Source organism: Haloferula sp. BvORR071 (genome assembly GCF_000739615.1).
In the GTDB taxonomy this organism is placed as follows: domain Bacteria; phylum Verrucomicrobiota; class Verrucomicrobiia; order Verrucomicrobiales; family Akkermansiaceae; genus Haloferula.
Genome location: NZ_BATP01000036.1, coordinates 14,133 through 37,477, shown reverse-complemented (window position 1 = coordinate 37,477; position 23,345 = coordinate 14,133). Strand labels below are relative to the sequence as shown.

Genomic DNA, 23,345 nt, shown 5'->3' with positions numbered 1-23,345 from the left:
GATCATGGGAGGGGAGTCATGAATCAGGATATGGAACCATAACCAAGGCCCGCAGGGTTCCTGCTTGGACCGGTGAAGTCCAAGGGGGATCTACGGACCAGAAAATCTCAATGTGTGCCGCGGATAAGCTCCCCCACGTATGCGCGGCCACGAGGACGTTCGCGGAGGCTTTTAAAAAAGCGAGGCCCGATGGACCAGCCTTTTTTCGAGGAGTTAGTCGTCATTTCCGTAACCAATCCAAAGGTTCAACGCGGCAGAAACGTGGTGGGAGCCTTGATCTTATCAGCCGCGAGTGGGTGACGGATGGCACGAAATATCATTCTCCGGCTTACTACACTTACGTGATCGCGTCACAATTGAGCACTTGATTCCGGCACACTTTGCGCTGACAAGAGGCTCGTCCCCCCCCTTGCCAGTTGCCTCCGCCGCACCCCTCGGCGACCGACAATTGGCTTGCCTGACCGTCATTATTCTAAAATAATACGCCTGTGCATTCCCCCCGACTGCTGCACCCAGTACGCCTGTGCCTGTACGGATTCTCCCTGTTAACATCCGCTCATTTGGCATGGGGCTCTTCCACTCCTGGACTCGATCAACCCGAGCCCGTGGGTGCCTATTTCAATGGCGTCTTTCCAACATCCCCACCGGGTGACCCTTCGGGTTGGGCGGTGGAGAATGCGTTTCCGAACCTGAGCTTCACGGACCCGATGACCCTGCAGGAGATCCCTGTGGCCTCGGGGTCGCCGACCCAGTTTCTGGTGGTGGGCAAGAACGGCCAGATCTGGCGCTTCCCGAAGACCAATCCGACTGCGGCCCAGAAGGTCGTGGTCTTGGATCACACCGCGAAGGTCGAGACTTCCGAGGATCAGGGTATGTACAGCCTGGCCTTCCACCCTCAATTCGCGGTGAGCGGCTCCGCGGGGGAGAACAAGGTCTACGTCTGCTACAACCGCCGCGCGGTCTCAGGAGTCGATGACAATGACCGGAGCTACTGGACGGTCTCCCGCTTTACCTGGGTGCCAGCGACCGGAACGATCGATCCTAACAGCGAGTCGATCCTGATCTCACAGTATGATCCCCACCGCTTCCACAACGGAGGCTCGGCCTTCTTCGGCAGCGACGGCTTCTACTACGTCTCCAACGGTGACGGCGGACTGGGTGGCGATGGTTTCAGCAATTCCCAGAAGACCAACATTGGTCTCTTTGGGGGGCTTCTGCGGATCGACGTGGACAACAATCCGGCGAAATCCCACGCCATCCGCCGGCAGCCAGTCGACAATCCGGCGTGGTGGCTGGACAATCCGGGAGTCATCCTGGAGAAACCGGCGGATTGGCCAGCGAGCTACACCCAGGGTTACGGGATTCCAAACGACAATCCCTTTCTGGATACGGGTGGCGGCATTCTGGAAGAATTTTATGCGATCGGCCTGCGCAGCCCGCACTCCGCGCAGCTTGACGCGTTGACCGGCGACATCTGGGTCGGCGATGTGGGCGAGGGCAACCGCGAGGAACTGACCAAAGTCACCAAGGGCGCCAACTGCCAGTGGTCCTATCTGGAAGCGACGCGTGCGACCTCCAAGAACAAGCCGAACCCGCTGACGGGCTTCGACCAACCGCCGCTTTGGGAGTACGACCACACGGTGGGGAACGCCATCATCACCGGCCCGCGCTACCGCGGTGCCAAGTGGGCCAGCCTGGTGGGCAAGGTGATCTTCGGCGACCACGTGCGCGGCAAGATCTGGAATGCCACGGTGCCCGCGAGCGGCGCGCCGGTGATCACGGAGATGTTTTCCAGCTTCGAGACGGGCTACAAGAAGGGCCTCTGCGGTTTCTTCACCGATAGCGCTGGTGAGATCTACATCATGGACCTAGCCGGGACCAACAACCCGACTGGCAAGATCATGAAGCTGGCGGTGCCGGCGGTCTCCGCGGAGCCACCGCAATTCCTCTCCCAAACGGGCGTCTTCACCAATCTGACCACGCTGGCGACGGCGGCGGGCGTGATCCCTTACGATGTGCCGAACCCGCTGTGGTCCGATGCGGCCGCCAAGAAGCGCTGGATCATCCTGCCCAACAACGGAACTTTCGACACCGCCGCGGAAGACATCGTCTTCAGCGACGAAGGCAACTGGACCTTCCCGGCCGGGACGGTGTTTGTGAAGCACTTCGAAACCAACACGAACGCGAGCAATCCGAACGCGATCAAGCGGCTGGAGACGCGATTCCTGATCTGCACCGCGAATGGCGGCAAGTATGGCTTCACCTACAAGTGGAACGCGGCTGGCACCGATGCCGAGCTGCTGCACACCGGTGCCTCGGAAAATTACACCTACACCGCCAGCGGCGGTGGCACCGAGCAGCGGACTTGGAGCTATCCCTCGCGCGGGGACTGTATGATCTGCCACAATGATGTGTCCGGCCAAGCGCTCGGGGTAAGGACCTCGACCTTCGCATCGAAGTTCACCTACCCATCGACAGGGCGGACGGCCAACCAGCTTGAGACCTTCAATGCGCTGGGGGCCTTCAACGTCACGTTGACGGCGGCGCAGATGGACAACGCAACCGAATCCCGGCCCTTGACCGACCAGACGGCACCACTGGAGCACCGGATCCGCTCCTATCTCGCCACCAACTGCTCGCACTGCCACCAGCCGAATGGCGCGGGAGCAGGCTACGATGCGCGCCTGGGGATACCGCTCGCTTCACAGAATATCATCAACGGCATTCCGGAACGCTACGAGGCGCTCGGACCCGATGGCCGCTACATCAAGCCCGGGAACACATCCCTCTCCGCGATCTATACCCGGGCCGGCGCGGTGGGTAATGGCGACGCAATGCCGCCGCTTGCCAAGAATCTGGCGCACACCGCGGGCATCTCCGCCCTGCAGACCTACATCAGTGGCCTGAATCCCACCGAATTCAACGTCACCGCCCCGCCGAAGGCGCGCTACGTGCGGGTCAAATCGCTCACTGGCAACCGGACCTTCGCCGCGATCCGGGAATTCCAGGTGCTGGATGGGACAGGTGTGGTGATCCCATTCGGCCAGCTCAGCATCAAGGATGTCGATAGCGAGTCGGGGACGACGAATGTCGCCGCGAAGATCATCGATGGCAGCGTGGGGACCTCCAACCTCTGGCAGTCTGCCAGCAGCCCGACCCACCCGCACCAGGTCACGATCGACATGGGATCGGTCCGGGAGCTGGGAGGCTATGTCTACTATCCGCGGTACAATTCGAACGGTGACGGCCGGATCGCCAACTACCAGATCCTGATCAGCGAGGATTATGTGAACTGGACGACCTTCGATCAGGGCACTTGGTCACTCACCACCACCGATCCGACGACCTACGCTCCCGGCTACAACAAGCGCGCCGCGCGCACGCAATTGGCCGGACCGGTGACCCCCGTGGACGGGAGCTTCGACGTCACCGTGGTCTTCGACCAGGATGTGACGGACTTCACCACCACGGACTTCACGGTGCTAAATGGCACGGTGACGGCACTCCGGGGCTCCGGCTACTACTACGTGGCCAGTATTTCACCCGCACCTGGAGCCTCCCAAGTGAGTGTATCGATCCCGGCGAATGCCGCGGTGCCGGACCCGCTGGGCAGCTTGGCCGCGTCCAAGGGCACCTTGGCCTCACAAACACTGAACGTGGTGATCGCGGCGGACTCACAGCCGCCGACCAGCCCGGGAAGCCTTCAGGGCACGCCGGGCCTGTTCTCAGTGCAACTGGCGTGGACGGCCTCCAGCGACAACATCGGCGTGACCGAATACCAGGTATGGCGTGGCGGCGCGCTGATCGCGACGGTGCCGGGCCTGAGCTACACCGACAACAGCGTGGCGGTGGAGACCCAGTATCAGTACCAGGTGATCGCCCGTGATGGACTGGGCAATTCGTCCGCACCTGCGGCGGTAAGCGTGACCACGCTGGCCGATACGCAGGCCCCGACGACCCCGGCCAATCTCAGCGGGACGCCGAGCTTGTTCTCGATCCAACTCTCCTGGAGTCCTTCGAGCGATAACCTCGGCGTCACCGGCTACCAAGTGTGGCGCAACGGCACGCTGATCGCGACGGTGCCGAGCCCGGGCTACACGGACAATGACCGGACGATCAACACACAGTACGACTACGGCGTGGTGGCGCTCGACGCGAAGGGCAATGCCTCCGCGGCAGCTACGCTCTCGATCAGCACGCTGGCCGATACGACCGCGCCGACCGCTCCGGGGAACTTCGCGGGCACGCCGGGCCTGGCCTCGGTGCAACTGACCTGGCAAGCCTCGACCGACAACCTCGGCGTGACCGGCTATCAGGTGAAGCGCAATGGTGTGACCGTGGCAACGGTGCCGGGTCCGGGCTATACCGACAACGATCTCGAGGCCGAGACGCTCTATTCCTATCAGGTGCGTGCGCTTGATGCGGCGGGAAATGCCTCAGATCCCGCCTCTGTCTCTACGACGACCTTGGCCGACTCGTCGCCACCGACGACACCGGGTAACTTCAATGGCACGCCCGCGATGAAGAGCGTGGATTTGAGCTGGACCGCCTCCACCGACAATCTGGGTGTGACGGGTTACCGCTTGCTGCGCGACGGGCAGCTTGTCACCACCGTGCCGGGGCTCAGCTATGTGGACTCCGGTCTGCTGCCGAATACCACGTATCACTACCAGCTGGCCGCAGTGGATGCGAAAGGCAATGCCTCGCCGCTGGCCTCAGTCAACATGATCACGCTGCCGGATACGCAAGCTCCGGGGGCTCCGGGCAACCTGCATGGCGTGCCCGACTTCCGCAACGTGGCGCTGAGCTGGAGTGCGGCTGACGACAACGTGGCGGTGACCGGCTACAAGGTCTTCCGGGGCGGCAATCTGGTAACGACCGTGGCGGGCCTAAGCTTCAATGATACCGGCTTGGAACGCGACACAACCTACCACTACGAGGTCAAGGCAGTCGACCAAGCGGGCAACCTTTCGGCCGCCGCGGTCCTGGATGTGGATACCTACGGCTTCCAGGAGTGGCTTGAGCAATACGAGCTGAGTGGCCAGACCAACGCGGACTCCGATCACGGTGGCGTGGACAATCTGACCGAGTATTACCTTGAGATGAACCCGACCGATCATCACGACGACCGGAACTTCCAAGTGGTGGTGCAGCCGCAAGGTGCAAACATCCACGTGGCGTATCCAGTCTTGAAGCCGGCGGGTAACTACTACCTCCACTACAGCACCAGTCTGATCGACATCAACAACGTCGCATCGCGGATCAACACGCTGACCCGGGCGCAGATCGAGGCGATGAGCCCGGCGCAGCGCAGCAGCTACGGTGTCGATCTTCCAAAGGTGGCGAACGGATCTGGCTACTTCCGCTTGATCTTCGATCCGCTGGCGAGCCCGTAACGAGGTGATTGATTGATTCATGAAACGCCCGGGATCCCGTTAGGGTCCCGGGCGTTTTTGTTTTCCGGGGATCTTCGCCCGCGCTGTGGAGGGAACTTCACAAAGCCGGATTCGCGCCGGCGATCTTGAGTTCCCGTCCCCCGCGGGAGAATGGCAGGAGCAGGAGGCCATAGAGGGTGAAGGCCACGGCTTGGAGCGTGATCAGGTAATATGGGTAGTCCCCCATGTGGTCGAACATGGTGGGCACATTCGGCTTGCCGTTCAGGAAGCCGTAGTTGGCACCCAGCAAGAAGTTCAGCAGCATCACGCTGCCCATGTAGACCCAGCTCCAGAACACTGCGCGGCGGAAAGTCCCGGGCTGCGGGGTAATGCGTGCGCCGAAGACCAAGGCCAGCGCCGCGACTGGCACACCGCCGTGCTGGAGGAAGAAGGCGTAGTACTCCGGCGTGTTCCAATCGAAGTAGAGCGTGGGGGTGAGCAGGCCCTGCATGGTGCCACCCATGCCCCAGAGGTAGCCGATTTCGACCCAGCGTGAACGCCGGGTGATCAAGGCGACGGCAAGGACGAGCGAGACGACATCGCAAAGGTAGAAGGGCAGGGCCGTGTCACGGACGAGTTTGCCGGCAAGGCCAACTTGATCCGAGCCGCGGTAGCGGAGCCAGGTGAGGAGAGGATCGGCGGAAACCGCGAGCACCAGGATCACCGCCAGGGCGGTATTCGCCTGCTGCTTGCGGGACTGCGGCACATGGGGCGAGCGGTTCAGCCAGATCATGCCAGCCGCTGCCAAAGCGGTGCAGATGATGGCGAACCAGTGGGAAACGCCGAAACATTCGAAAGCGCGTGAGTCCATAGGAGGATATGGGGTAAGAGTTTAGGGTTGGACTTGCATCAGGCTCCGATACTGGCGCTTAGACGGGATTTACTGCATTGATTCAGCCGATGGATTCATTGATGAAATCGATGGATGGGTTGGCATGGGCGCAGGCGGAAGAAAGCTCACGCCGTTTTGAAGCCGCGCTCCCTATTCGGTTGGGACGGGCCTGTCTGGAACTTGTCCGGCGCCTTGAAGCTCAGCCTCGCCCCTCAAAGCGGCGATACTCGCACGCACTCCGCTAGCAACAGCGCCGCAAACGGGCGGATCTAGCAAGAAGGCGTGCGTCGGGCCTATGGGTGCCCTCAGCGAAGGTCGAGGAGGGTACTCTCGTAGACCTTGTCGATCTCGTCGCGCTTGGTGATCTCCTTGTCGGCGAGGTCGCGGTGGAACCAGGTGAAGCCACCGGCGTTGAAGCTGGCGATTTGGCTTTTCGAGCGATGGCGGGCGCTATCGAGGACACCGCGAAGGCGCTTCTTGCGGTCATTCTCACTGAAGCGCTGGCCGCCCTGGCGCTGTTCCTCGATCCACGAATCCAGAGCGGTGATGTCGCGCGCGAGTGGATTGGTGGCGAGACGACGGAAGACTTCACTCTTCCACTGTTCCGGCTGGAGGGCGGCAATCATGAGTTCCGATTGATCCTGCACCGCGAGGACGGCCTTGCCCTCCTTGAGGAAACCCTCGACCGACACCTTCTTCCACTCCCAGCTGCGGTCGAGGCGGCAGCCGAAGCGGCGGATGGTGGAGAAGCGGGTATCCTTTGCCCAGCGGTCATCGCGGCCGGCAGTGAGATGGGTGACCACGCCCAGAGCACGGCCGCTGGCAGCATCCAGGATCGGCCCGCCGCTGTTGCCTTGGATGACTTGGGCATCAATCTCAATGGAGGTAGGACCGACGCCAAGGATCTTGCCCTTTTCAAAGCCGACGGTGCCTGCACCCGCGGCATTGCCGGAGGCAAGCACCTCTTCATCCACCTTGGCCAAGCCGCTCTCTGGCGCGATTTCGAGGGCATTGGTGATTTGCTCCTGCACCGGGAGGCGGACCAGATCCGCGCCCTCCGCAGCCTCGAGATCGCCGAACTTCCGCACCACCGTGCCGCTGCGAAGCTTCACCTGGAGTTTGGCATTTCCGGAAATCACGTGGGCGGCGGTATAGAGATACACTTGGTCACCGGAGCGGCAGAAGAAACCGGTACCACTCGAGCGGTCGCCTTCGACCACTGCGATCGCTTCGGCTGGAGAGACTTCGGAGCGGCTGACCATCGTCGGCTTCGGCTCTTCCGCCTTCGGCTTTTCCGCGGGACTCTCCTTGGCGGCTTCGAAGCCGAAGAGATCGGTCCACAGTGGCGGGCTGTCCGCCGCGGCAATCTCCCCTTCCCCACCGGCATGGCGGAAGCGCACAGACTTCCCGGTCACCTGCTTGATCACCACGTCGCGGTAAGTGGCATCCCCGGACTTGGTCTTCACCTCGTCGAAGAACATGCCGGTGGCATGCTGGCGAACCAAAGCATGCAGACGGACATTCTCAGCCTTGAGGTCGGCAGTCTCGTCCGCGGCCATGGGCTGCGCGAGCGCGAGGCCTAACAATCCGATGGCGAGGCGGGGGACTCCGGTCATTTCCGGAAGATGCACGGCGCACCGAGTCATGCAATTCGGAAGCACTCGGCCGTATCTCTGAAAGCAGCTGTTCTTGCGGCATCCAAAGCCGCTCCCCCCCAAAAAAAGTTGGGGCGGGCACCCCTCCCCGAGCGCCCGCCCCGCCACGGTATTACCCGCAGCAAATCTGTTGTGTATGGCTTGGCCGGTTCTTCGAATCTGCCGGGTTCTGCCTAGTGCCTCTCAGCTACTTCTCTAACGTCGTCAAACGGCTTTTCTGCCGGTTTTCTTTTTCCCTCTTGGGTTGAAGGACTTTAGAAACGCGCCTCAGGCAGGGGGAATCATACGTTTGTTCGCTCGGAGCGAAAGGATAAAATTTCAATCTTTTTCCATTCTTGGCGGATCCGTCACGGAGCCTTGCCACGCAGGGCGTTAGAGAAGAAGGAAACGAGCAGAAGGACGAGGAAGACGAAGAAAAGAACCTTCGCAATAGCAAAGGAAGTCCCCGCTACTGCGGTGAAGCCGAGTAATCCCGCCACCAGCGCGAGAATGAGGAAGGTAATAGTCCAATGAAGCATGGTGGTATTGGGTTGTTTCGGGAGTTTATCTTGCAAGATCCCGGCCAAGACTGTCCACTTAGCTCAAACGATTGATTTTCAGTGATCTAGCAGCTAGGAATGGCGGCAGCAGCCGGGTTTTTGCGGTGCAAGCTGCGCCCATTGCAAGTTGCGCGATTGCATCCTGCACGGTTCTGCGGCACATCCCGTGCTTGCGTCCCTGCGGACGGTCCCCTTTTTTCCGCCCGGCACCATGAGCGAAGGCATCGCAATTCTTACATCCGGCGGCGACGCAGCGGGCATGAACCCCGCAATCAAATGCGCCGCCGATTACGCGGCCAGCCGCGGCTTCAAGCCCTGGCTGGTCTACGACGGCCTGCGCGGGCTGATCGACGACAAGATCGTGGAGGCGACCAGCGAGTTGGTCTCCGGGATCCTGCACCGTGGCGGCACCTTCCTGCGCTCGTCGCGCTCGAAGCGCTTCTTCGACATCGAGTTCCGGCGCCAAGCGCTGGAGAACCTGCAGAAACGCGGGATCAACAAGCTGATCGTGATCGGCGGTGATGGTTCCTTCCGCGCGCTGAACCAATTCTATGCGGACTTCGGCGTACCCTTCGCCGGGATTCCCGCAACGATCGACAACGACATCGCCGGCACCGACTACTGCCTGGGGGTGGATACCGCGCTGAACATGATCCGGCAGTCGGTGGACTCGATCCGCGACACGGCGACCTCATTCTCTCGCGCCTTCGTGATCGAAGTGATGGGCCGCCACTGCGGCTATCTGGCGATGGTCAGCGCGCTGGCCTGTGGAGCCGAGCTCTGCCTGACCACTGAGATCCCTTACGACCTTGAGAAGATCGGCGCGAAGCTGAAGCACGAGATCAAGCACGAGGGCCGCAACCACATCATCGCGATCGTGGCAGAGGGCACCAAGATGGCGGACTACACGACGCGCTACATCAATGACGCGATCGGGATGGAAGCGCGGCTGACGGTGCTGGGCCACGTCCAGCGCGGTGGCTCCCCGACTGTTCATGACCGGATCATGGCCTACAAGTTCGCGGTGGCGGCGGTCGACTCGCTGGAAGCCGGCGCAACGAATGCGATCATGGTCTATCGGGACGGGACCTTCGGACATCTGCCGATCCATACGGTGGTGGACTCGAAGTACCAGATCGACCCGTCGATCATGAGGCTGTGCGCGCCGCTGTGCGCTTGAGGGGAGCGTGAGCTTCCGCCGCCTTGCTTTCAAGCGGGCGGCGGCCTATGGATGAAATTGTGACAGCGCTCAAGAAGCCACAGCTCGTCTCGGTGGAAGAATATCTCGCTGGCGAGGAAGTCTCCGAGGTCAAGCACGAGTATCTGGGTGGCGAAGTCCACGCGATGTCCGGCGGGACCACCAATCACGCCCGGATCGCGATGAACGCAGCGATCTCTCTCGGAAGCCAACTCCGGGGCAAGCCGTGTGAGCCATTCGGGAGCGACGCCAAGCTGAGGGTCGAGCTTCCCCACCAAACCCGCTTCTACTACCCTGACCTGCAGATCGTTTGCCAACCGAGCCCCGGGGACCAACGCTTCCAAGAACAGCCCATTGTGGTAGTCGAAGTCTTGAGTGAATCGACGCGGCGGACTGACATGGGTGAGAAGAAGGATGCCTACCTGACGATTTCTTCGCTCAAGGTGCTCCTGCTGGTCGAGACGGACAGCCGTCGTGTCAGTGCATTCCGCAGAAGCGGCCAAGGCGGTTTCGAAGCCGAGGAGTATTCAGGGGAGGATGAGGTCATTCCGCTTCCCGAAGTCGGTGCGGAACTCTCGCTGTCTGACTTGTACGCTCGGGTCGATTTCAAGTAAGTCTTGCTATACCGTCACCGCGCCTTCGCCTCACGGTTGCGCCATTGCTCCAGCTCTTGGCGGATGGTGGGATCCGTGATTGCGGAAATGGCTTGGTCGCGGGCGGCGGGGTCCTTGTGATGCGCGTCCGCAGTCATCGCGAGCTGGGCGTAGGCTTGATCGCGGTACCAGCCTTCCGGCAGGGAGGCGGCCCAGTCGCTGCCACCTGCTAGATCCTCGCGGAAACGACCGGCGACGGCGCGCCGGTAAGTGGTCACGGTTTCGTCGCGAGCTGGCAGTTCCAGGGCCCAGCGACTAACAGAATCCGCGTTCGGCTGGCCGTTCTTGTAGAGATACTCGATCGCGTCGGCACCGTCCTTGGCGATGATCTCCCAGTCACCGTGCTCGGCCAGCATCGTGAGCGCGTTGGTGACGCCGGATTGATAGGACCAGGCGGACTCCTTGGAGGCTGCCAATAACTTCGGGACCAGGAAGGATTGGCCTTCCGGCGCGAGCTTGCGGAAATCCTCCAGCGCCTTGGCCGAATCGCGATTCTGGAATAGGCGGGAACTGAAGGTGCCCAAGGCGGCTTCACGCACGGCGGGTGGCAGGTCAGGACGCGCCATCAACTCGGGAAAGAGATCCTCGTAGTGGTTGATCGGGTTGCTCTTGATGACGCCTTCCAGCAGCGTGTTCCATGCAAGCTCGCGATCCCGTTCGCCGGGCATGGCGCTGATCCGGGCCAGCCGGTTGTCCAGGGCCGTGCGATCAACCGGACCGCCGAAGAGCTTCTTGATCGAACTATTCCGCGAATCCGCCGGCAGCTTGGGAAGGAAGCTGAGCAGGAGGTCGGGATTGTCGCCGACCCGCTCGGACCAGAGTTGCAGCAGCGCGGAGCCATCAATGCCGAAATCACCGGCGAGGATCCAATCGAGCATCTCTTCCTCGCGGCCCTTGAACCACTCGCCGAAGATCCTGCGATTCGTATGGGTGGAGATCGTGCCCTCCTCCGCAAGGGTGATCAGAGCACTGCGAGGATCCTTTTCGAGCCATTCGTTCCACAGCTTCTCGCGGACTTGCGCCAACTCTTGGGGCGAAAGCTTGGCTCCGGCACTGGCCCGCCAGGCTTTGCGGTACTCGCCACCGCTATAGCTGGGCTTGCCGTCGGCTGCGGATGATGAAACCGGTGTAGGCTTGGATTCCGGTGACTTGGCCGGGGCTGCGGCGGCCCGCGCCGGCGGGGCGATGGAACGGTGGAGCAAGTAGCCGCCGCCGATGAGGACGAGATGCGAGAACGCTAAGATCAGGGCACGCTTCATGGTCGGCGGGACAGAGCTGTTAGAGCTTGGGGTAGGCCTTCACCTTGGGGTCTTGGACCGCGGCCCTGAAGGCCTCCGCCTCGGCTTCCCTGCCCTGCTGGTAGAGCCCGCGCGCGGTGTAGTGGTAGAGCAGGTCCCGGCTCAAACCGGGGGGCTGCTGCTTGACCCAATCGAGCCAAAAGGAGCCGCGCGCGGTGACTTCGCGCTCCACGAGGTAACTGTAAGAGCGGTCGAAGGAGGAAAGGTTCTCGCGGAAGACTTCGCCGGGCAGGGTATTGACCAAGGCGAGGGTCCCCTCCAACTGATTGCTCCAGCCTTCACCCACCGCAAAGGAGGCGTACTTGCCAAGCTGGTCTTGCTTGCCCTCTGCTCTCAGCAGCGCGATGGCCGCTTGCGGGTCGCTGAGAGCACTGCGCATGAAGATCAGCCGGAGCATGTTGTCTTGGTCCGTTGTTTGGTCGAACTGAGGGAAGGCCTCCTTCGCCTCGGCCCACAGTTCCGCCGGAGAAACGCTGCGGGCCTGAAGGGCCAAGTCCCATTGGCCAGCATCGAACCAATTCCGCAAGTCGTTAGAGACGATCGACGCGCGGGCATTGGCGCGCTGCTCTTCCGGAGTTTGCCCGCGGGCCTCCGCCATGAGCGCGAGGTCAATGCGCTCATCGATCGGCGAGTCGGGTCCCACGCCGAAGCTCAGGATGTCCTTGGCATTGGCCCAGCCGCTCATCCTTTCCTTGCCTTCTGCGTCCAAGCGATCGATCGCGTCCTTGAGGAAGGCCTTGGCCCCCAAGGGATCGCTCTGGCTGGTCTGCATGTCGAAGGCCGCGGTCTGGACCACGCGGGCAGCCTCTTGGCCTTTGAGATTGGCGAAGATCCAGTCGAGTGCCGCAGCGCGACGATCGGCAGGCAGATTCTCGAAGGCGGTGCTCAGGAGCGCCGAGCGATCCATCAGACCTTCCAGTGACTCGATCGTGGCTCCGAGCGCGGAAAAATCCGTGGCCACGACCTTTTGGAGAGCTAGCTCGGTAAGAAGGGGACGCCACTCGGCGGCTGCCTCCATGAGACCTAGAAGCGCCTGCGCGGTGGCTTCCCGGCTCCACAGCCGGACGCCCTCGTCCGTGCAGGAATCGTGTCGGAACAGTTCTTCACCGTTCAAGGCCCGCATCGCAGCCGTCGGATCGCGGCGCAGCCAGGCGATGACCAGAGCGCTGGCATCGTCCACCAAGCCGTTCTCCATCAGCTTCTTGAGTTCGGCTGCTGGGTCGGCGGGCAGGCTGAGGCTGGCAGCCAGATCGAAGACTTTCTTTTCGTGGGCCTGCTGCTGCTCCCGCTCTTGTTGGATGGCCTCCGGGGAACTTGGGCTTGGGGGTTCCGGTGCAAAGGTGCGGCTCTTGTCGATGGCGGCTTCCTCCGCGCGCCAGGACTTGCGCATTTCGGAGAGCAGGCGGCGGCCCTCAGCCTGCCCGTCACGGCGCTCGCTGCGGCTTGCGTGCTCGCCTCCGCTAGAGGAACTGCCGCCATCTTGCGCGGAGCCCGCAGCCTGGAAGGCCAGCCAGCCAGCTCCGAGGGCCAAGAGATGAGTCGAGATCAGGACGGGTTTCTTCATTCCAACGGTGCTTCCTCCCACTAGGACACCGCCAAAGCAAGATCCCCGGAAAAACCGGCGAATTTTTCACATAACATAGCTTCCTCGCTCAGCCGCTCTCCGGCAGGAAGCTGGGCATGATGATGCCCTGGGGCTGGGAGAAGGATCCGCGAACTTGGGCGAAGTGGAGTTCCACATTGCGGGCACCCCACTTGTAGAGTTCCGCGACCAACCAGGACTCGTGGGTCTGGATCAGGAAGACCGGGGTGCCGCCACGGGCTTGGCTGAGCTGCATGTGGATCAGGGCCAGCGCAGCGTTCTCATCCCGCATGACGCCGGGGCCGAGCATCCGGCAGCCCGGGTGGTCGACCGAGGCGAGCCAACCGTCGATTTTTCCCGAAGGATCGAGATGGACGAAGGTGGTCCAGTGTCCGCCTTGGCTGCGGAGGAAGTAGGAGAGGTCTTTGCTGCGGCGGATGCCGGCGATCTCCTCCTCCAGATCGACCATGCCGAAGAGGTGCTCGGTATTTGCCAGTCTCACCACACCAGGACCAATCGGCGGCGGCGGCAGCTTGTGGTCCACCGGGAAGCGCATGTCGTGATAGACGGAGACGGGGCCGAAGCCCGCCCGGGTGTAGAGCGAGAAGGATTCGAGATTGAGGGCGCTGGAGAGCAGGCGGACCGGGAGATCCCCGGCCTTTTCAATGACTTCCGCCAAGAGAGCCTTGGCCACGCCCTTGCCGGTCTGGTCCGGGACGACATTCATGATGCCGAGGCCGACGTGGGTCTCGCGCGGGTGGTAGAAGCAGGACCCGGCGATTTTGCCATCCTCCCCTTCCGCCACCAAACAGCAGCCGGGGTCGAGGATCTCGTAGGTATCGACGAAAATGCGGCAGTCCTCCGGCTTCCCGGTGAAGATTTCGTGACCGAGCTTGGACTGATACCAAGAGTTGGTGGAGCGGTAGATGAGGGCGGCGATCTCGGCTTCCTCACCGGATTTCATGGGCCGGACGGTCATGCGAGGGAGCATGGCGGCGGATTGCCGCGGGAGCCACGAGTTTTTAGCTCATACCCGGATACCCCCATCCGAACGATGCTGTGAAAACTGCTGGAATATTCCAAGCGGCGGAGAATCCTACCGGAAGCGCTCGGAACCCGAGAGGTTCCCTGTGACGAACCAAAACCACCAAACGACGCAACCCAATGAAAGCCTCGAACGCACTCGTGGCCGCCGCTATCGCCGGCGCCTTTGCTGCCGCTCCCTTCGCTCACGCCGCTCCTCGCCTCGCCGGCAAGGACAAGGAGAAGGATGACTGCCCCGGCAAGGACAAGGAGAAGAAGGAGATGATCCTCGCCGAGAAAAAGGAGAAGGATAAGGACGACTGCCCGGACAAGGACAAGAAGAAGGAGAAGGAAGTGATCCTCGTCGCCGACGAAAAGAAGAAGGACAAGGAGGACTGCCCGGACAAGGACAAGAAGAAGGAGAAGGAAGTGATCCTCGTTGCCGACGAGAAGAAGAAGGACAAGGAGGACTGCCCGGACAAGGACAAGAAGAAGGAGAAGGAAGTAATCCTCGTCGCCGACGAGAAGAAGAAGGACAAGGAGGACTGCCCGGACAAGGACAAGAAGAAGGAGAAGGAAGTGACCCTTGCTGCCGACGAGAAGAAGAAGGACAAGGAAGACTGCCCGGATAAGGACAAGAAGAAGGAAAAGGAAGTGACCCTTGCTGCCGACGAGAAGAAGAAGGACAAGGAAGACTGCCCGGATAAGGACAAGAAGAAGGAAAAGGAACTGGTAGCGATCCTCTGATCGTTCCACCGCAATTTTCGGATCGCCCCGCGGCCAACTTGGTGCCGCGGGGTTTTTCCGTCCTTTGAGCAGGAGTGCGGCAAGGAGCGAGCGATGAGCGATCCACGGTTCACCTCAGGTGTTGAATTGGCCACAGGCATCGGCCTGCGGGTGCCGCACTACAATCACATCCTATCCGAGAAGCCGGCGGTCGGCTGGTTTGAGATCATCTCGGAGAACTACATGGTCGAGGGCGGGCGCTCGCTCGCGGTGCTCGACCGGATTCTCGATCAATACACGGTGGTCCAGCATGGCGTGGGGATGTATCCCGGCGATGCGGGCGGAATTAAGTTCGACCACCTGCGGCGACTGAAGCGGCTGGTGCGGCGGACGAAGACGCCGTGGATCTCCGATCACCTGTGCTGGGGCAGCGTGGATGGCAGCATGAGCCATGACCTGCTGCCGATTCCCTTCACCTTCGAGGCGGCGAAGAAGACCGCCGAGAACCTGCGGATCGCGCAGGACTTTCTGGAAGTGCCGTTGGCGATGGAAAACGTCAGCAGCTACGGCGAGTTCAAGGATAACCAGATGACCGAGTGGCAGTTCCTCGCGGAGGTTTGCGAGCTGGCGGACACCGGGATCTTGCTCGACGTGAACAACATCTACGTGTCCTCCATCAACAACGGCTTCGACCCGATGGAGTATGTGAACTTCGTGCCGCCGGAGCGGGTGGCGCAGATCCACATCGCCGGGCACTCGCACTACAAGCGCTTCGTCGTCGATACGCACGACCACCCGGTGATCGATCCAGTGTGGAAGCTCTACGAGCGGGCGATCGAGCGCTGCGGGCACGTGGCCACGCTGTTAGAATGGGACGGGCGGATCCCCTCCTTCGACGAAGTGTGGTCCGAGGCGAAGAAATCGGAAACCTGGCGCGCTGCTGCGATCGCCAAGAGACAGGAAAATGCGGCCGCTTGAAGAAACCCAGAAGGCCTTCTTCGCGGCTTTGCAGATGCCTCTGCGCGGGACCAGCCGTGCCAGCACGGATCTGCCGCCGAGCGATGAAGGACACTCGGAAGAATTCCTAACAAGGGCCGAGGAGCTGATGGCGGCGGGGGACAATCTGTCCTCCGCGGAGCGGCTGGAGCTCTACCACCGGCAATACTGGTTCCGCGTGCTGGACTCGCTGGCAGATGACTTTCCGGTGCTGCGACGGATGGCGGGCGAGGAGAAGTTCTGGGAGCTGCTAGAAGCCTACCTGCTGATGCATCCCTCGCGCAGCTACACGCTGCGGCATCTGGGCTCGCGGGTGGCGGGCTTCGTGGCGAAGTGGCCAGGCTTGGACGAAACGCGGCGGCGCTGGTTTGGCGCGCTGGCGGAGCTGGAGTACGCGGCGATGGAGGCCTTCGAGGCGGCAGAACGCGAGCCCTTGCCACCGGAGCAACTGGCGGTCGCGGAGCTGGAGCTTCAACCGCACGTGCGCTTGGTCTCCTTGCCGGTGCCAGCGCATCTCTGCCACGGCTGGGGTGAGTTCGAGCCGGTTGAAGATGAGGCCACTTGCGTCGCGGTGTGGCGCGGCAGCAATGGAGCACACATGGTGCGGCTGGATGCGCTGGAGCATGAACTGCTGCTGCGGATGCGTGAAGGTGGCACCTTGGAGGAGCTCTTTGCGAAGCCAATGGCGACAGAGCCAACTCCCGAAGAAGTGCAGGAGTGGTTCGCAGAGTGGCAATCGCGCGGCTGGATCACGACCCGCGGCAGCGAGGTGATCGAGCTGAAGGTGGGCGACAACGAGGACTGGAGCGGCGTGGCGGAGATGGCCTCGCAAGCGATGGCGATGGACGAGTGAAGACCCCGCCCTGCTTCACGACTCCTCCGCCGCGAACATCTTCTCCACTTCTTCCTTCGTCTTCAGAGTCAGCAAGACGGCGGCGCGCTTCAGGTAGATCCTCCCCATCTCGTCGTCGGTGACCTTCTTGTTCTCGACCTTGGCGATCGAGCCCTCGAGCTTCTTGCTACCCTCCGCAGTCAGGCTGCGCCGCAACACCTGGACGATCGCGCCCTTGTTCACATAGTAGCGGGACTCGGTCAGAGTATCGATCGTCTTGGGCTTGTCGTCGGTGGATCCCGGCGCGAATTGCCAGCTCGAGTCCTTGACCAGGATGAAGAAGAGTTTCCCTTCGGAGAAGTAGTAGTTCTCGTCCGTGCCACCGTGGTCCCCTTCGGAATAGCTGAGTTGCACGGCGGACAATCCCCCTTCGTAGCTGCGGCGGGTCAGTGTGCCATCAAGCGGCCCGCTCTCCATCTCGAACTTGATGGTCTCGGTCTTGACCTCCTTCGCTTGGCCAATCTTGGCGTAGCGTTCGCGGATCGCCGCGAGGTCAGCGGCTTCATCGGCACGCGCCGTGAGACCCATGACCCCGACGAGACTGACAAGAACAAGCGCTTTCATGCTGTGCCACGCAAGCACGCCGCCACGGCTTTGCAAGTATTCGCTTAACTCAAGGCAACTTGCGCAAGTAGACCGTGCCCGTGGAATCGGTCGAGCCGCCATGAGTGCGGGCGCTGTAGCGCAGCTGATAGCTGGTGCCGAAGGCGTGCTCGGGCAGATTCAAGGTGTAGGTGTTGTCCTTGTGCTCATTGCCGGTGCGACCGTCGTGCACATCGCTGGCGATCACCTGGCCATTGGCGAGCAGTTCGGCGGACTGGATATCGAGGCGTGCGCGGCCGGAGCTGTAGAGAAAGGTGATCGCATAGCGGCCATCGCCATCAAGGTGCGGAGCGATATCGATCTGATGCACCTTCGACTGGGTGGTGGCGGTAGCAGGGCTCCACTCGCCCACCGCCTTGCCGAGCTTCGCCAGATCAATGGCATCTCCAGCAGGAGAGCCGGCGGCGATGGCATCGCGATACTTCACGAGGAATCCGCGGGCCAAGGCCACGGCATCGCCTTCCGGCTCCTTCGTGATCGGGGCGGGCGTGCTCACCCAGGCACGCTCCCAGTCGGCGAGCTCGCGGTAGAAGTCATTCGCGCGCCAGGCCTCGCGTCCGTACTGCTGCGGCAGCTTCTCCTCGGAGTAGCCCTCGCCGCTTTTCAGGCGTGTGGAGACATAGGACAGGAACTTCTCCCAGCGGACCTTGTAATAGCTGCCAATCAGGCCGTGCCACTCTCGCCACGAGTAGTCGAAGATCGAAGGATTATCGATCGGGCCCCAAAGAGTCACGAGCTCGCGGGCATTCAGCTCGTAGAGATCCTTTTCGGCCTGAGTCGTGCCTTGGGCACGAGCATCGTTCACCCATTTGCCGAGGGAGAGTTCCGGGCGGGGCGCGAGCAAGGCATCCACGTCAGAGAGCAATTGGAGGAAGTCCTGCGAGGCCTTGTCGAAGGCCGCGACATCCTTGGCGGTAAAGGCCGTCTGAATGCGCTTCTGGAGAAGCTGGCCGTGGTTCGAGAGGACTTGTCGACCGATGTCCACGATGTCATAGCGATAGGCATCGGATGACTTGAGCTGATCGGCATCCTCCAGCAGCAGGGCCCAAGCCTGGAGCAGACGTGCCGGATCATAGGGAATCTTGAAGCCGTTGTTAGGGCCCGACTTCTTCACATTGATCGCCGGGCGGGCACAGATGATGGAGGAATTTTCCACCCCATCAGTGCCGGGCTTGTAAGCCGTGTCCAAGAGGATCTCCCAAGCCTCTCGGGCTTTGGCCGAGTCCGCACCGTAGCGGCGGCGGGCATAGTCGTGCAGCCACGCCACGGGATCGACCGCTTCGCTGCGCCAGATGCTATCGAAGGCGAGGTCATAGTAGGCCGGATTCTGGATGATGCCTTCCATGAACAGGCCCATGCCTGCGGAGTTCGGATACTTTTGGGCGATGCCCGCGAAAGGATTCGCCGCGAGCTGGCGCATGTCGCCGTGAAGGTTAATGCGATTGCCGAAGTTGTGCAGGCGCCCCGAGACGAAGGGATAGCCCCAGAAGGCATCGGTGGAGGTATGTTTCGCTCCGCCGAGATCGACGACCAATAGCCGGTCCTTCGGTACCGCGGTAGCAATGGGCTTGCGGATCGACCACGATTGCATGACCCAAGTGGACTTCGGGTCGTGCTCATCCAGCAGGCGCTGGATCTCCGCTCCCACCTTTGCGAGATACTCGGGTGCCTCGCTTGGTGGTGCGCCTTCATGGAAAGGATCGCACCCGTAGAGGTGCGAGGTGCCGAAGAGCCGCTGCTGCTCTTCGAGAAAGGTCTTGCCGAGCTTGGCAAAGAGAGGATCGAGTGGATCGAGTTGGGCGGTGCCGGGGAAGCTACACCAAGCCGGGCCATTCTTGATCGCGGCGGTGGGGAATTTCTTCGCCATCAGGCGCGGCACGCAGCCGGAGAAGCCTTGCTGGATCGGCGTCATGCCCAGCGCGCGCTGGCGTTCGAGGATGCGGCGGCCGAGATCGATGTGTGAATCGATCCACGACTTCGGCAGCGGGCCCGCGTGCGACTCGATGTTAGTCATCCATTGCCAGGCGAAGTAGGCGGGACCGACCAGATAGTCCCGCGCCTCCTCATCGCTGAAGCCGTGCTTGAGCAAGGTGTGATACCACGCCCCCTCCAGGCCGACGACCGAGAGCGGGGTATTGACCCCCTGCATCGCCATGAAGTCGATCTCGCGCTGCCAACGCTCCCAATCCCACCACGCGGCGGAGTAGGAGAGCGTGCAGTAGTTGAAGTAGATCCGGTGGCGATGCGGCGTGGTGGTGGCGAAGCTTTCGCCGACCTTGGGCAGCGGATTTGGAAGCGCCATCTGATCGCCGCACCAGGAGAGATGCGCGTGGCAGCGGTTCTTGAGATACCAGTTCAGCGCGGATGCCACGGCGACTCCATCGCTGCCACGGAGGAGGATCTTGCCATCGGGAGAGTCGGAGACGGTGAAGACATCGTGCCCCTCGCTCTTGGGCAGCGCAGTATCGACCATGAAGTTCGCGGCTTGGGCTGGCACGACGCGCTTGATCAGGTCAGCCGCGGCGAGGTCAGCCGGGGTTTCGCCGCGGAGCAGGGCAATGGAGGCGAGGAATAGGACGGAGACGAGACGCATGGTGTAGAGCCTATCAAAACGTGGCGTTTTCCTCAATTCATCATACAAATTTGATGCTTTTACGCCAAAAACTCACCCGTTGCACCGGACAAGATTCCGGTCAGACTCGCGCCATGCCCCGCAGCGCCTACGATCAAACCGGTGGTCTCGTGTATTTCCCGCGCATGTGCGAAAAGATCCGCCTGCACGACAAAGGCCAGTTGCCGGAGGCCTACCACGACTTCGTGGGCAAGGGCTTCGATGGCCGCATGTGCGCCTACTTGCGGGTGAATTATGAAGATGTGAAGGCCCAGGTGCTCTCCGGCAAAAGCGATGAAGAAGTGCTGGCCTGGTGCCTCGAGAAGGGGCGCGGACTGAACGATATCGACTACCTCGTCTGGAATGGCTTCGCGCGGAAGCGCGGCTGGCGCGATGAGGACGGCGGCTCCGATTTCCTCGCGAAGGCCAAGGCCGATCATGGCTTCAACGACAAGGCGGAGTTGCTGACGATGTTCGACTTCTACGAGTACGACGAAGGCCGTAGGTCATGAGCGAAGGAGAGCCAAAGCCACAACAGCACCCAAGGGATCCGCTGCACGGCGTGACCTTGGAGACGATCCTGCGCACCTTGCAGGAGCGTCACGGCTGGGAAGAGATGGGGCGGAAGATCCGGGTCCGCTGCTTCAACGAGAACCCGAGTATCAAGTCGAGCCTGACCTTCCTGCGCAAGACGCCATGGGCGCGGGAGCGGGTCGAAGCGTGGTATATCTACGAGAAGCGCCGCTTCCCTGATGCCCCGGGTCCAAAGGAATCCGCATGAAGGGGCATGACGAGAAGTTCGCTGCCCGCGCCCTCGGCTTCATGGGTTAGGATCGGGATCCTCGATTCACGCCGCCACCCTGGGTTCACGCCGGAACCACGGACTCCGCAAGGGCTTGCCTCGCCCTGTCAGGATGAAGAGCGCGACCAATGCCGCACAGGCGACAGGCTTCCAGCCGAAGCGCTCGCCGAGAAATGAGGCCGCGGCTACGAAGGTGAAGAAGGGCTGGAGCAACTGAAGCTGCCCAACCCGCGCCACGCCACCCAGGGCGAGACCGTGATACCAGGCGAAGAACCCAAGGAAGGCACTGACGAAACTGAGGTAGACGAATCCACCCCAGGCTGAAGCCGGACCCGCAAATCCATGCTGCGAAACCAGCCACACCAAAGGTCCAAGGATGAAGGGAAACGCGAGCACTAGGGACCAACAGATCACCTGCCAGCCGCCGATCTCCCGGGCAAGGCGGCCGCCCTCTGCATAGCCCATTGCCGCGAGCATGATGGCGAGGATCAAGGCGCCATCCGCCGGGCTCAGCTTGCCGCTACCAGAAGAAAGGGCGAAGGCCACCACGGTGCAGCTCCCCGCGATACTCGACAACCAGAAGCGCAACCCGGGTCGCTCTCCCGCGCGGAGAAAGGCCGCCACCGCAGTCGCCAGGGGCAGCAGGCCCATTACCACCGCACCATGCGACGCATCAGCCCGCTGCATCGCCCAAGCACTGCACACGGGGAAGCCGACGATCACGCCCAAGGCCACAATCGCGAGGCGCTTGCGCTGCGAGGCATCGGGCCAGCGTTGCTTTGTCAACAAGAGCAGTAGTGCCGCGGGAAACGCTGCCACCACGGCACGCCCAAGCCCGACCGCCACCGGATCGAAGGCCGCGACCGCCAGGCGCGTAGCGGGCAGCGTGAGGCTGAAGGCCATCACGGCAAGCAAACCAAAGGCCATGCCCTTCGCCGCGGCGGATGATGATGGATCCGGCGTGCTCATGGCAGGAAGTGGCGTGAGAGTTTTCCAAGAGTGGCGATGGCATCGAGCGTGCGGGCTTCGAAGGCGAAGCCACAACTCAGGCGGAAGCAGTGATTCAAGCCACCGGAGGCCGAAAAGATCGGGCCCGGCGAGATGCCGATGTTCTTCTCCAAGGCTGCAGTGGCGAAGGCCCGTGAATCAAAGCCCACAGGCATCTCCACCCACAGCACGAAGCCACCGGAAGGTTGGTTCACACGGGCACAATCGGGGAAGTGGGCCAGCACCGCGGCGCGCATCTTGGAGCATTGCTCCGCGTAGAGACCTCGGATCCGGCGCAGGTGTCGGTCGTAGCCACCGGCATCGAGGAAGCCGGCGATGACCAGCTCCGACAAGGTGCCATTCCACGGAGCCTGAATGCCCTTGAGGCGGCGGATCTCTTCGAGATGTCGCCCCGGCACCAGCCAGCCGACACGCAGGCCCGGCGCGATCGTCTTCGACACCGAGCCACAGTAGATCACCCGCTGGCTGTGCGCCGCGATCGATTGCGGCCGGTTGCCATCGTGGGAGAGGTCGCCATAGACATCGTCCTCGATCAGGGTGAAGTCATGCTCTTCAGCCAGCCTGGCGAGCTCGCGCTTGTTGGAATCCGGCATCAGCGCACCGATCGGATTCTGGAAATTCGGTTGCACCACGCAGGCGGCAATGCGGTGCTTCTTGAGCACGCCAGCCAATGCGGAGACGACCATACCGGTGCGAGGATCCACAGGGATCTCAATCACCCGCAGGCCAAGGTCGCGGATGAGGTGCAGGGTGCCGAAGTAGGATGGCGACTCCACTGCAACGAGATCACCCGCCTTGGCCGTGGCTCGCAGCGCCAGAGCGAGGCCTTCTGTGCCGCCCTGAGTGGTGATGATCTCATCCGGCACGACGTTCAGGCCGACGTCGAAGAGCCGGCGCGAGAGTGCAGCACGGAGTTCGCGACGGCCCTGCGGCGGTGTGTAGCGATAGGCGGCCGCACCATGCTTGCGCAGCACCTCGCGCGTGATCACCGCCAGCTTTGCCGCGGGTATGATGCCGTCGCCCGGCGCCGCGGTGGTAAAGGGCACGAATCCCGGATCCCCGGCGCGGTCCATCAACTCCTCGAAAATCGAGCCACGCGGAATCCGCAGCGGCTTCGAGACCCGTCCCCCGGTAGTCGGAAAGCGGTCACCACCAATCTTCGGCGGCGCAACGAAGTAGCCCGAGCGCGGGCGTGCTTCGATCAGTCCCTCATCTTCCAGACGGCGGTAGGCCTCGGTCACCGTGGAGACGCTGACGCGATGCTCGCGACTGGTGTGGCGCACCGAGGGAAAGCGCGATCCCGGCGGGAAGGTCCCCGCCTGGATCAGGCCGGAGAGCTTCGCGACGAGCTCTTGGTACAGTGGCAAGGCCGTGGCCATGGCTGGCAATCTTGGGGCAGGCGCCCGACATCTCCAGATACAGCCGCGCGGAATTCCGGCCAGTACAGATTCTGTACTCCGGAGATTTTCTGGTGACTGTACCTATCGCCAGC

General features: G+C 62.1%; 18 protein-coding genes. 8 read left to right on the top strand and 10 right to left on the bottom strand.

Annotated elements, in window-relative coordinates:
• The first annotated feature begins 605 nt into the window (after window positions 1–605).
• Window positions 606–5,396: a PQQ-dependent sugar dehydrogenase gene (locus BV071_RS33365; RefSeq protein ID WP_265594681.1), complete on the top strand. Its 4,791-nt coding sequence runs from the start codon at window positions 606–608 to the stop codon at window positions 5,394–5,396.
• 97 nt (window positions 5,397–5,493) lie between these two features.
• Here the strand turns inward: BV071_RS33365 and BV071_RS33360 are convergent, their stop codons facing one another.
• From BV071_RS33360 to BV071_RS20315, 3 genes are all read right to left on the bottom strand, one after another.
• On the bottom strand, window positions 5,494–6,246 hold the full coding sequence (locus BV071_RS33360) for a TIGR02206 family membrane protein (RefSeq protein WP_052573664.1): 753 nt from the start codon (window positions 6,244–6,246) through the stop codon (window positions 5,494–5,496).
• A 326-nt stretch (window positions 6,247–6,572) separates the two neighbouring features.
• Window positions 6,573–7,883, bottom strand: coding sequence for a serine protease (locus BV071_RS20320; protein WP_035611245.1), 1,311 nt, complete (start codon window positions 7,881–7,883; stop codon window positions 6,573–6,575).
• A gap of 386 nt (window positions 7,884–8,269) precedes the next feature.
• Window positions 8,270–8,440 (bottom strand): DUF1328 family protein, encoded by a 171-nt coding sequence (locus BV071_RS20315; RefSeq protein ID WP_035611295.1) that lies wholly within the window; start codon window positions 8,438–8,440, stop codon window positions 8,270–8,272.
• A 232-nt stretch (window positions 8,441–8,672) separates the two neighbouring features.
• On the opposite strand from BV071_RS20315, the gene BV071_RS20310 reads away from it, so the two are divergent.
• Both BV071_RS20310 and BV071_RS20305 read left to right on the top strand, forming a co-directional pair.
• Window positions 8,673–9,641, top strand: coding sequence for a 6-phosphofructokinase (locus tag BV071_RS20310; protein ID WP_035611293.1), 969 nt, complete (start codon window positions 8,673–8,675; stop codon window positions 9,639–9,641).
• A 47-nt stretch (window positions 9,642–9,688) separates the two neighbouring features.
• A complete protein-coding gene (locus BV071_RS20305) occupies window positions 9,689–10,273 on the top strand; it encodes a Uma2 family endonuclease (RefSeq protein WP_052573662.1) in 585 nt (194 codons plus the stop codon).
• 14 nt (window positions 10,274–10,287) lie between these two features.
• On the opposite strand, the gene BV071_RS20300 is transcribed toward BV071_RS20305, so the two are convergent.
• The 3 genes from BV071_RS20300 to BV071_RS20290 all read right to left on the bottom strand — a co-directional run bounded on the left by BV071_RS20300 (window position 10,288) and on the right by BV071_RS20290 (window position 14,171).
• A complete protein-coding gene (locus tag BV071_RS20300) occupies window positions 10,288–11,571 on the bottom strand; it encodes a hypothetical protein (protein WP_035611244.1) in 1,284 nt (427 codons plus the stop codon).
• Window positions 11,572–11,590: 19 nt separating this feature from the next.
• Complete coding sequence (locus tag BV071_RS20295) at window positions 11,591–13,174, bottom strand: hypothetical protein (protein ID WP_035611243.1); 1,584 nt, start codon at window positions 13,172–13,174, stop codon at window positions 11,591–11,593.
• 88 nt (window positions 13,175–13,262) lie between these two features.
• Window positions 13,263–14,171 carry a GNAT family N-acetyltransferase gene (locus BV071_RS20290; protein WP_265594680.1) on the bottom strand — a complete coding sequence of 303 codons (909 nt, stop codon included), beginning with the start codon at window positions 14,169–14,171 and terminating at the stop codon, window positions 13,263–13,265.
• A 185-nt stretch (window positions 14,172–14,356) separates the two neighbouring features.
• Between BV071_RS20290 and BV071_RS20285 the strand changes: the two genes are divergently transcribed.
• The 3 genes from BV071_RS20285 to BV071_RS33355 all read left to right on the top strand — a co-directional run bounded on the left by BV071_RS20285 (window position 14,357) and on the right by BV071_RS33355 (window position 16,790).
• On the top strand, window positions 14,357–14,962 hold the full coding sequence (locus BV071_RS20285) for a hypothetical protein (RefSeq protein ID WP_035611240.1): 606 nt from the start codon (window positions 14,357–14,359) through the stop codon (window positions 14,960–14,962).
• A 93-nt stretch (window positions 14,963–15,055) separates the two neighbouring features.
• A complete protein-coding gene (locus tag BV071_RS20280) occupies window positions 15,056–15,919 on the top strand; it encodes a DUF692 domain-containing protein (RefSeq protein ID WP_035611238.1) in 864 nt (287 codons plus the stop codon).
• Window positions 15,906–16,790, top strand: coding sequence for a DNA-binding domain-containing protein (locus tag BV071_RS33355; RefSeq protein WP_052573661.1), 885 nt, complete (start codon window positions 15,906–15,908; stop codon window positions 16,788–16,790). The genes BV071_RS20280 and BV071_RS33355 overlap by 14 nt, the downstream gene beginning before the upstream one ends.
• Window positions 16,791–16,805: 15 nt before the next feature.
• Here BV071_RS33355 and BV071_RS20270 read toward each other — a convergent pair whose 3' ends face one another.
• The gene (locus BV071_RS20270) at window positions 16,806–17,393 is read right to left on the bottom strand and encodes a hypothetical protein (RefSeq protein WP_265594679.1); all 588 of its coding nucleotides are present in this window, start codon (window positions 17,391–17,393) and stop codon (window positions 16,806–16,808) included.
• A 49-nt stretch (window positions 17,394–17,442) separates the two neighbouring features.
• Entirely contained in the window at window positions 17,443–20,025 is a 2,583-nt protein-coding gene (locus BV071_RS20265; protein WP_075090970.1) for an alpha-N-acetylglucosaminidase, read from the bottom strand.
• Window positions 20,026–20,138: 113 nt separating this feature from the next.
• Here BV071_RS20265 and BV071_RS20260 point away from each other — a divergent pair, with 113 nt between their 5' ends.
• Window positions 20,139–20,555, top strand: a complete 417-nt coding sequence (locus BV071_RS20260) for a DUF5069 domain-containing protein (RefSeq protein WP_035611234.1) — start codon at window positions 20,139–20,141, stop codon at window positions 20,553–20,555.
• The gene (locus BV071_RS20255; RefSeq protein WP_035611232.1) at window positions 20,552–20,824 is read left to right on the top strand and encodes a VF530 family protein; all 273 of its coding nucleotides are present in this window, start codon (window positions 20,552–20,554) and stop codon (window positions 20,822–20,824) included. The genes BV071_RS20260 and BV071_RS20255 overlap by 4 nt, the downstream gene beginning before the upstream one ends.
• Window positions 20,825–20,890: 66 nt before the next feature.
• On the opposite strand, the gene BV071_RS20250 is transcribed toward BV071_RS20255, so the two are convergent.
• Both BV071_RS20250 and BV071_RS20245 read right to left on the bottom strand, forming a co-directional pair.
• Window positions 20,891–21,814, bottom strand: a complete 924-nt coding sequence (locus BV071_RS20250) for a DMT family transporter (protein WP_052573659.1) — start codon at window positions 21,812–21,814, stop codon at window positions 20,891–20,893.
• Window positions 21,811–23,232, bottom strand: coding sequence for a PLP-dependent aminotransferase family protein (locus tag BV071_RS20245; RefSeq protein ID WP_035611230.1), 1,422 nt, complete (start codon window positions 23,230–23,232; stop codon window positions 21,811–21,813). The genes BV071_RS20250 and BV071_RS20245 overlap by 4 nt, the downstream gene beginning before the upstream one ends.
• Window positions 23,233–23,345: the final 113 nt, after the last annotated feature.

Coding starts and splice junctions, on each gene's coding strand:
- BV071_RS33360 (WP_052573664.1), bottom strand. CDS start 6,246: ATGGACTCACGCGCTTTCGAATGTTTCGGCGTTTCCCACTGGTTCGCC.
- BV071_RS20320 (WP_035611245.1), bottom strand. CDS start 7,883: ATGACCGGAGTCCCCCGCCTCGCCATCGGATTGTTAGGCCTCGCGCTC.
- BV071_RS20315 (WP_035611295.1), bottom strand. CDS start 8,440: ATGCTTCATTGGACTATTACCTTCCTCATTCTCGCGCTGGTGGCGGGA.
- BV071_RS20310 (WP_035611293.1), top strand. CDS start 8,673: ATGAGCGAAGGCATCGCAATTCTTACATCCGGCGGCGACGCAGCGGGC.
- BV071_RS20305 (WP_052573662.1), top strand. CDS start 9,689: ATGGATGAAATTGTGACAGCGCTCAAGAAGCCACAGCTCGTCTCGGTG.
- BV071_RS20300 (WP_035611244.1), bottom strand. CDS start 11,571: ATGAAGCGTGCCCTGATCTTAGCGTTCTCGCATCTCGTCCTCATCGGC.
- BV071_RS20295 (WP_035611243.1), bottom strand. CDS start 13,174: ATGAAGAAACCCGTCCTGATCTCGACTCATCTCTTGGCCCTCGGAGCT.
- BV071_RS20290 (WP_265594680.1), bottom strand. CDS start 14,171: ATGACCGTCCGGCCCATGAAATCCGGTGAGGAAGCCGAGATCGCCGCC.
- BV071_RS20285 (WP_035611240.1), top strand. CDS start 14,357: ATGAAAGCCTCGAACGCACTCGTGGCCGCCGCTATCGCCGGCGCCTTT.
- BV071_RS20280 (WP_035611238.1), top strand. CDS start 15,056: ATGAGCGATCCACGGTTCACCTCAGGTGTTGAATTGGCCACAGGCATC.
- BV071_RS33355 (WP_052573661.1), top strand. CDS start 15,906: ATGCGGCCGCTTGAAGAAACCCAGAAGGCCTTCTTCGCGGCTTTGCAG.
- BV071_RS20270 (WP_265594679.1), bottom strand. CDS start 17,393: ATGAAAGCGCTTGTTCTTGTCAGTCTCGTCGGGGTCATGGGTCTCACG.
- BV071_RS20265 (WP_075090970.1), bottom strand. CDS start 20,025: ATGCGTCTCGTCTCCGTCCTATTCCTCGCCTCCATTGCCCTGCTCCGC.
- BV071_RS20260 (WP_035611234.1), top strand. CDS start 20,139: ATGCCCCGCAGCGCCTACGATCAAACCGGTGGTCTCGTGTATTTCCCG.
- BV071_RS20255 (WP_035611232.1), top strand. CDS start 20,552: ATGAGCGAAGGAGAGCCAAAGCCACAACAGCACCCAAGGGATCCGCTG.
- BV071_RS20250 (WP_052573659.1), bottom strand. CDS start 21,814: ATGAGCACGCCGGATCCATCATCATCCGCCGCGGCGAAGGGCATGGCC.
- BV071_RS20245 (WP_035611230.1), bottom strand. CDS start 23,232: ATGGCCACGGCCTTGCCACTGTACCAAGAGCTCGTCGCGAAGCTCTCC.